Genomic DNA, 8,509 nt, shown 5'->3' with positions numbered 1-8,509 from the left:
AGGTCATTAACAGGCGAGACGGGATGGTCTCCTGCTTGGAGACCATCCCTCAGGAGTGTGTTTGCTCGCCTGGTGCATCGGTCTACAGTACCAGTCAGGGTGTTCCTACGAGAGACTGGCGATATCTGTCTGGGGGTAAACACGTACCAACAATATAATTCACAGACGGCGTAGGCGTTCAACAGAGCAAGATGAGTTGATTTATATGGTTAATGTGCTAACTAATGGACAATGGCAGGACTCTGTGGACTTATTGGTTCTCAGAGGGGAGATATTACTGACCTTGCTAATTCGATCAACACGTTTAGTAATCAACGAGAGTCACTGTTTCGTGATAACCCTCTGGAAATTGGGTATGTAGATCATGCAGTCGCATTTGATGAGCAACCAGCGACCACGGAAGACGTCTCAATTTGGTGCTGGGGTGATATACTTGGACACGAATACCAAGGAGAATATACACCCCGGTCGGGCAATCAAAGTGATGCCGAATACTGCGCATCCCTTTACGAGACCTATGGATTGAATTTCATTGCAGGATTGAATAGTGAATTTTCGGGAGTTATCTATGACCATGAATCTGAAACTGTTTCTCTGTTTACAGACCGGTTAGGATCCCGGCCAATATACTATACACGGACTTCAGATGGATGTGCCGTTTTTTCGTCACTACTGCAATCACTTGCTGCTCATCCCGAAGTTAGTCTGAAAGCAAATCCAGAGTTTCTCGCGGAGTTCCTGGCATTTAGTCATGTATCCGGTGTAGAGACGCCCGTCAGTGGAATTAAAAAGGCCCCACCCGCTTCAGTGTTGATGTTCGACATAAATGGAGATCTCGTCGATAGCTGGCAGTATTGGTGGCCAGTACCGATTGAGAAAAAAAGTACGTACTCGGAAATTGTTCGCCAATTTAATAGGGTATTTGCAGACGCAGTGGACGACCGTTCCGTTCAAAATCGAGACTCAGGAATTTTATTAAGTGGAGGGTCTGATTCTAGACTTCTTCTAGCATCGATGGAAGATAATGTTACTGCGTTCCATATGAACGAGCAGTTGGATGGCAACAGAGAAGCTCAGACAGCGCAGCAAGTAGCCAACGCTCTGTCCCAAGAGTTTGAATTTCTAAAACGAACAAAGGATTATTATCCCGATGTTTTTAATATTGCCAGTAAAATCACGAATTTTAATGGACTCCCTCTTCATGCTCATGCTGTTGGTTTTATTGACGAACTATCCAATCAAGTTGAAGAAATATATTGTGGCCAATATAGTGACACAATATTGAGTGGCACATACGTCCCGAAGAGGTCCTATCCATTCCCATTAGTGAACCATCTTTTCCCTTCCTCGAATCCTCGAAGAATTCGTTCTTCTGAAGCATATTTTGATGCAGTAAGTAATTGGGAAGTCGGAGAATATAATTGTCCTCTGCCATACCTTGTAGATGAGTTGAACCCGAGAGAGACATTTAAGAAACGAATCAGGGGAAGAGGGAAATCAGTTCAAAAAGGGGGTGTAAATTATCAATCATGGAATGCAATGATTGATTTCGGCGTGAGTTATCCAATAACAAATGTCAAAACATTTATTTTCTATGAGACCCTTAACCAAATGATCCCGACAAAGTATCCATTCCTAGACAATCGTATAATAGACCTTGCTCTTCAAGTGCCGAGTTCGTATCGGTACAAAAGGGATATTGTTGGAGCAGCATTGTATGAACTCAACCCAGAACTCGCTTCGATTCCTCACCCGGGTCACGGTCTGCCTCTTCATTACCCGTATTATATGAAACACTATGTGAGAAAGACATCTGCACTCCAAAATAAGATTGAACGAGCACTCTGTTTGAGTGAGACTGAAGATTCGATAGGTGGTGGTAGTGGATCATGGCCTAATCACGAAACACTAGTTCGCCAGCATTCATTTGTTGGAAATATACTAGAAAAAAATGAGGATCGGATTCGTGCGTCTCCGTACTTAGACTACGATGCTGCCCAAGACTGTTACATCGCTCATCTCAACGGTGAAAACCACACACAGCAGTTGTATGCCTTAATTACGGTCTTAGAGTCCTCACTAGATTTAAACACCAGGTGAGATGTGGGCACTGCTTGATTATCTTTAAAAATCACCTCCGTACAAGTGGGTGGCCTCGTACAGACTTTCGTTGTCGCTCTTGGGTAGTGGATTATTGGTCAGGTCTTAGCAGTAGCTGAAAGTCACAGTAGGCAAGGGTGACACGTTCGTGTCACCCGACAAACGATGTTCCCAATCAATACGTTTGTCTCGGAGCGTCGAGCCGCGAACCTGCTCCAACAGGTTCGCTGGTGTAACGGCGTCTATTGCCCACGCTGCCGTGCCGAATCCGTGATTCGGTACGGCAGCTATCGAGTGTTTCAGCGATATCGGTGTAAAAATTGCGACCGTACGTTCAACGATCAGACTGGCACGGTGTTTGAACACTCAGCGGTTGCTCTCAGAAAATGGTTCCTCGCTGTCTACACCTACATCCGTTTCAACACCATTCTCAGACAGCTAGACTGGGAATCGATGTTTCCTACAAGACTGTCTACCGGCGCGTCCAGCGCTTCCTACGGGCGCTGGACGCGCCTCTGCCATACCTCGAAGGCCCGGTTGAGATCGACGAGCTGTACGTGAAAGCTGGACTCAAAGGTCGCGAGCGCGACCGACCGTCGCGCTCGCGTGGCCTCTCCACGCGCGGGCGTGGATCATACGCAGCTGACAAGCCACCCGTGTTTATTCTCGCAGATCGCGGCACCGGTGAGCGGTATGTAATCCCCACGAAAGCCGCCGATGAATCGACAATTCGACTCCTGCTGGCTGACCGCCAACAGGAGTCGTTGACTGTCTATACCGATGGCTTTCGGGCGTACGAACCGCTTGAGGAGGACGACGCATTCACCCGTGAATACGTCGTCCATAGTGACGGCGAGTATGTTGATGAAGAGGTTCACGTGAATACCTGCGAGAGCCATGGATCGCTGGTTCGATTCTGGCTCTCGCCCCATCGAGGTGTCTCAAAACTCGGCTCTGCACGTTTATAAACTCACTTCAGAATGGAGAAAGAGGTGGTCGATTTTTTCCATCAATCCGTCGAGGTCACGGTCTGGCTGATCGCGCACCCACGAGAACATATTGTAAATCGCCTCTTTGAGCCCGTGTTCAAACTGTGCTCGGAGCGACGAGGCTTTCGAGACGAGTCGCTCCGAGACGCTCGATTCCGGACCAAGACGAAGGAGGCTGTAGGTGAGCATCTGAAGGTGCCAGTGACGACTGGCTCCCTCAGAATCACGTACCTCGCAGTCTCCTAAGCCTAAATCCTGCTTCGAGTCCTCGAAAAACGTCTCTATTCGCCATCTGTAGGAATAGCTCCGAATGATATGAGCTGAAGGAGCGTCAATCTTGTTCATTGCAAGGTACTTGACAGGGTTCTCTTCCTCCTCCTCGTCAGTCACCTTCTCGGCGATCACTAGCCGAACCTCGCCTAATTTCGACACTGAGAGCGTCTTTGTCCATATCTTGTAGATTTCGTCGCCAATTTCACGTGGTTCCTTGTCGATGCGCTCTTCCAGCGCATCGACGCGCATCTCTTTGTTCGCGTAGGTCACCTGCCGGTTGCTCCGGAGCGGACCGATCCAGTCCTTGCCGTATGATTCGACGTGTTTAATCAATCCAGAGTCGTGCGCGAACCACGAATCGAAGAGGTAGGTGTCCGCAGGCACACCTACCTCGTCTTCCAGTTCCGTGATCATCTCTCGAGAGAGATCGTACTTCGTCTCGTTCTCGTCTTCTTTGTCTTCGTCGCTTTTCTCGTACTGACGAAACACGAGTGGATAGGACGTTTTGTCGTCAGTATAGAACGAGTAGACAAGATCTTGGCCCCAGACGGGCTCTCCTTCGCTGTGATCGTAGAATTTGCCAGCACCGGGAAGTTCCTTCCCGGTTCGCTGGAACACTGAATCGTCGATGACGATGTAGCCTTTCTTTAACCACCGTGTTTGCCCGTGATTTTGCAGTTCCTCTAACCGCTCGTGATTAAGCTGGTCTTCGTCCCAGTCATACTCGGTGAGAAACTTGTTGAGGGCCCGATCACTTCCAGCAGGAAGGACTTCTCGTGCAATCCCGGTCACGGTCTTGCTGCGGGCCGCAGCAAGACCTGTCACGTACGTTTTGGCGTGATGAGTCTGGTGATATGACAGCGAGTCGAAGTCGTCCAGCGGATCAGTACACGATAGGAAGTCCGTGATCGGCAGCATTTGCTGTCAATACGGTGTATAGTTGGGACCTACTTAAACGTGCAGAGCCGAGTAACTAGACAGTGGCAGTATCACTTATTTCTCTGGGATATAGACAGGTATGTTATGGGGCGCATTTGGGAAGGGTTAAAATTTTCTCGCGACAAGCTGGCTGCGACATCTGATGTATTCCGGTTCATGCGGAACGACGTGAAAGGTGCCCAAAAATTCGACGTGTCGTTTCGAACCCGGTTGCAGGCGTGGCGATACGGTTTCAATGCCCAATCGTGGGTGTGGCTCGATCTCGACCAAAATGAGCCCCATGAATATCTGAACAATATCCACGCCCGACGTGTAATCCCATATTTGAACGGAGAATATGGTGCCGTGCTCGATGACAAACTCGCTTTTATATATTGTTCGGAGAGGTTGGATCAATATCTCCCAGAGCTATACGGCGTCATTCGGGACGGTTCGTTCGTCTCGATGAATGGGCACCCCGAGTCGATCGCATCAATTGCATCACGTGACGCGATCATTCTCAAACCGATCACCGGAATCCAAGGTCAGGGTATTTATAAACTCGAACCTAGCGGGGATGTGGTTCACCTCAATGGGTGCGAGGTGACTCCTTCGTTAATAAAGGGACTGACTGAATCGATTGATGGTTACATGGTCACGGAATGCGTACAGCAGCACGAGTACGCTTCGGCAATCTTCCCAGAGTCGCTGAACACAATTCGCGTGATGACGCTAATGAACCCCGACACGCACACGCCTGAGGTGGTGGCCGCCGCGCATCGGTTCGGCACCAACGCATCAGCACCGACCGACAACTGGTCGGCAGGCGGTATCTGTTCGCAGGTCGACGTGGAAACCGGGACTATCGGTCGACCGATCGTAGAATCAGATGACGGACTTGTGCGGACCGACACACATCCAGACACAGACGGCCACATTGCTGGTACAACGATCCCAATGTGGGAGGTCGTTTGTGAGGTGGCGCGAGAATTGGCCGATCATCATTTCCGTGCTCCGTATGTCGGATGGGATATTGCCGTTACTGACGATGGCCCAAAGGTTGTTGAAGCTAATAATAACCCTGGGATAAATATCATTCAAATTGATCAGGGGGTGCTGGCGAACGAGACTGCAAAGCGGTTTTTTGATGCTTCTTGAGACGATATAGCCATTTGGGGATTTAAGAAAATACGGTCTTTTGACTCTTTTCTTGGTTCTGGTGACCTGACTTAGAGCTAAGTCTGCCCAACGCGGTCGAGGTACTGCCTGTAATGACCTTCTACGAGAGCCTTTTGCCGATTCGACCTATTCATGGATCGAATTTCGTAAAGAATATAAATCTGAGTCGACACGATTTATTAACACGTACTCAACACTCAGAGATAGACAGAAGTGTTTGAGTGATACAACATAATTACACAGTCATATTGAATATACTATATGAAACAAGGTCAAAATAATAAAGAAGACGTACCTATTTCTATTGTTTTACCAACATATAATAGGGATAATACCATCTCCCGGGCTATTGATAGTGTTTTATACCAAACACTTGAAAACTTTGAATTGTTAATCATTGACGATGGTTCAACGGATAATACTGAGGAAATTGTAAAATCGTACAATGATGATCGTATTACATATATTAAGCAACATAATAAAGGTGCAAATGCTGCAAGAAATAAAGGTGTTGAACATGCAAAGGGTGAGTATATTTCGTTTATAGATTCAGATACTGAATATCTGCCTAAACGGCTTGAGAAGGTGATCAACAAATTTGAAAATGAATCAGAACGATGTGCTGGGGTATACACATCAACTAAAGCGTTCCATGATGATGAACTAGTTGCTATCTCAAGAAAAAAGTGTCGGGTCGAATACGACGATATCATTAGAGAGAATGTAGTTGGGGGTATATGGTGTACCACGTTCAAACGAGATATTTTCGAAAAGGTCGGATATCTAGATGAAAAGATGGACTCTGAGCAGGATTATGAGTTTTATATCAGAGTTTTAAATAGCGGATATTATATGACTAGAATTGATGATATTCTATCATATTCTCATATAAGTGAGAACGGAATAACTAGAAACGTAGAACGGAAAACTAGTGGCCAAAATAGATTGTTAAAAAAGCATGAGGAGAAGATGACTGATAGAGCAATCTCACGGATATACTACTCAAGGAGTTTTTTATATGCTAGAGAGGAAGAGAATATTAAAAAGTCAAGAGATAATCTAAAAAAAGCAATGTTGAAGTATCCGTATGATCCTCTCTACTACTATCACTGTTTCTTTTCATTTTTTGGGCTTAAGAGTTTCACCTTCTCTGTATCGATTAAAAAATGGGTCAAAATGAAATTGTTTAATTAATCTTTGCATCCGAAAATAAAGTAATAGGTCCCCAAGTGTCGAGAGAATTCCTTCAGGGAGTAAACTTCGAGATTTTCCTCGAATGAATTTCGGCAGTCCGTAGATCGACTCGGCACACTCATCAATACTCAACGTTTGGATGTTGTTAATCGAAGCAACGTTCTTGCGCGTGCCTGACTCGTCTATTGGTAGTTACTATCCAACATCAAGTTACTGAGAGAGAATTTGAAGTTTTTGATTTCATCCAACCGACAAATTAGGTCCTGATCAGACTACGTTGGGGTCAAGATAGCAGAACGTGACCAAAACAGATATGAATCTAATACAGTAACTTGTACTTAACCGTGTTATCTTTAATCAGTCGGTGTATGTCTATCTATGAAGAAAACGGTGTAACAATGCTTCTTCGGAGAGTTCTCCGGAAATTACATCGGAACGCTTTTTTCAAATTGATGCCAATTCGTGGGTGGTACTCATTCACATTGAATGAACATACTGTTACGTTTTCTGCTCCAACTCCCACGATGGTTAAGCGGAATCGAATGCGGTTCGAATCCGAAAAAAAAGAACTGCGAGACCTCGTTAATCAAATCGAAAAAGATGATATTATATATGATGTCGGAGCGAACACCGGATTGTACACACTTTTTGCGGCCAAAGCCTGTCCGGATGGAGAGGTGATTGCGTTTGAGCCGTATCCCCCAAATCTTAGTCTACTGGAACAAGATGTCGCTCGTAACCAACTTCGGAATGTCGAAATAGTTGATGTGGCACTCTCTAACTCGGTCGGGAATATTGAATTCAGTCAGCCAGATGAAGACGATGTGGGCTATGGTTCATCAGCGATAGAAGCAAACGAATCCGAAACTACAATTAAAGTCCCGACAACAACGGCTGATCAGCTCATTGCTCAGAGTGAAATCCCCGCACCTGACATAATCAAAATTGACGTAGAAGGCTCAGAGGCACTTGTTCTTGAGGGCTTGGAAACGACGCTATCTTCATCAAGTTGTCGAACAGTGTACTGTGAGGTTCATTTACCAGGTGAAGATCATCGACCTTCTGTTGAGGATTTTGGGAGTTCTCCGAAAGAGATAGAAAAACAATTAAAAGATTTAGGTTTCACAGTTGTAGAACTCGATGGTAGAGATAAAAATGAAATTTTCTATAAAGCTTATAAATAACTGTGTGCATGTCTTGGAGCGAACCTATTCTATCCAACAACCGCCAGGGTCTTTTCAACAACTTCTAATTTAGCGGTTGACCATCCGTGTTCGGTTAAGGATCGAAACCGACAGACGCCAGCGTCTTGATGAGGTTATATTCACAAACCGCGTAGAGAGAGGTTGTGCTACCTGAACTCTCTCCAACACTCATACGACGCCGATTGACTTCTCTCTTTCCTGAGGAGCTCATTGAAGGCATCGCGCGCGAGCGCGATGCCGTCCAACGCCACCGAAAAATCGACATTACGATGCTCGTCTGGTCGCTCATCTTGGGTTTCACCGTTGATGGCGAAACCCGCTCTATCGCCGCGTTTCAACGAGCTTACCAGACAGCGACAAACCAGAAGGTGTCTCGATCCAGCTTCAGTTGATCACATCGGGAGCCTCCCGATCTCCTCCAATAAGTGCTGAATCTGTGTCTGCGGTGGCTGGCTAGCCTCCAGCAAGACGGTGGCTGGGAGTTCTACCGGCATCCAGTCGCTGTCGGCGGCGATCAGCCGCCCACGCGACGGCGTTGCCACTCACCAACGCTGCCCTAATCCAAGGACAACTACCGGAAGAACCGGCTGTCAAGCGGTTGGTTCGCTGGAACAGATCGACGAACACCGAGTGCTGTCCAGGCAGCACGGA

At 46.7% G+C, this 8,509-nt stretch carries 6 protein-coding genes and 2 pseudogenes; 6 read left to right on the top strand and 2 right to left on the bottom strand.

All coding sequences use genetic code 11. The features are described 5' to 3' along the window. Positions 1 to 231: 231 nt before the first annotated feature. Both O2S87_RS17230 and O2S87_RS17225 read left to right on the top strand, forming a co-directional pair. Positions 232 to 2,100, top strand: coding sequence for an asparagine synthase-related protein (locus tag O2S87_RS17230; RefSeq protein ID WP_475409988.1), 1,869 nt, complete (start codon positions 232 to 234; stop codon positions 2,098 to 2,100). A 165-nt stretch (positions 2,101 to 2,265) separates the two neighbouring features. Then, a pseudogene (locus O2S87_RS17225) lies at positions 2,266 to 3,047 on the top strand (IS1595 family transposase); the annotation flags it as partial. 15 nt (positions 3,048 to 3,062) lie between these two features. On the opposite strand, the gene O2S87_RS17220 reads toward O2S87_RS17225, so the two are convergent. Then, positions 3,063 to 4,280, bottom strand: coding sequence for an IS701 family transposase (locus O2S87_RS17220; protein WP_475409987.1), 1,218 nt, complete (start codon positions 4,278 to 4,280; stop codon positions 3,063 to 3,065). A 105-nt stretch (positions 4,281 to 4,385) separates the two neighbouring features. Between O2S87_RS17220 and O2S87_RS17215 the strand changes: the two genes are divergently transcribed. The 4 genes and pseudogenes from O2S87_RS17215 to O2S87_RS17200 form a co-directional block, all read left to right on the top strand. Next, positions 4,386 to 5,438 (top strand): sugar-transfer associated ATP-grasp domain-containing protein, encoded by a 1,053-nt coding sequence (locus O2S87_RS17215; protein WP_475409986.1) that lies wholly within the window; start codon positions 4,386 to 4,388, stop codon positions 5,436 to 5,438. 282 nt (positions 5,439 to 5,720) lie between these two features. Continuing rightward, positions 5,721 to 6,653 (top strand): glycosyltransferase family 2 protein, encoded by a 933-nt coding sequence (locus O2S87_RS17210; RefSeq protein WP_475409985.1) that lies wholly within the window; start codon positions 5,721 to 5,723, stop codon positions 6,651 to 6,653. 542 nt (positions 6,654 to 7,195) lie between these two features. Continuing rightward, positions 7,196 to 7,837 (top strand): FkbM family methyltransferase, encoded by a 642-nt coding sequence (locus O2S87_RS17205; protein ID WP_475409984.1) that lies wholly within the window; start codon positions 7,196 to 7,198, stop codon positions 7,835 to 7,837. Positions 7,838 to 8,001: 164 nt separating this feature from the next. After that, positions 8,002 to 8,244, top strand: a pseudogene (locus tag O2S87_RS17200) (IS4 family transposase); the annotation flags it as partial. A gap of 6 nt (positions 8,245 to 8,250) precedes the next feature. On the opposite strand, the gene O2S87_RS17195 reads toward O2S87_RS17200, so the two are convergent. Continuing rightward, the gene (locus tag O2S87_RS17195; RefSeq protein ID WP_475409983.1) at positions 8,251 to 8,400 is read right to left on the bottom strand and encodes a hypothetical protein; all 150 of its coding nucleotides are present in this window, start codon (positions 8,398 to 8,400) and stop codon (positions 8,251 to 8,253) included. Positions 8,401 to 8,509 lie beyond the last annotated feature (109 nt).

Source organism: Halohasta sp. A2, from assembly GCF_056175805.1.
The sequence above is the reverse complement of the archived record's forward strand: the minus strand, read 5'-3'. Positions and strand labels throughout refer to the sequence as shown.

Bases quoted from the DNA above. Each gene is read 5' to 3' on its own strand.
- O2S87_RS17230 (WP_475409988.1), top strand. From the start codon at position 232: ATGGCAGGACTCTGTGGACTTATTGGTTCTCAGAGGGGAGATATTACT.
- O2S87_RS17220 (WP_475409987.1), bottom strand. From the start codon at position 4,280: ATGCTGCCGATCACGGACTTCCTATCGTGTACTGATCCGCTGGACGAC.
- O2S87_RS17215 (WP_475409986.1), top strand. From the start codon at position 4,386: ATGGGGCGCATTTGGGAAGGGTTAAAATTTTCTCGCGACAAGCTGGCT.
- O2S87_RS17210 (WP_475409985.1), top strand. From the start codon at position 5,721: ATGAAACAAGGTCAAAATAATAAAGAAGACGTACCTATTTCTATTGTT.
- O2S87_RS17205 (WP_475409984.1), top strand. From the start codon at position 7,196: ATGCGGTTCGAATCCGAAAAAAAAGAACTGCGAGACCTCGTTAATCAA.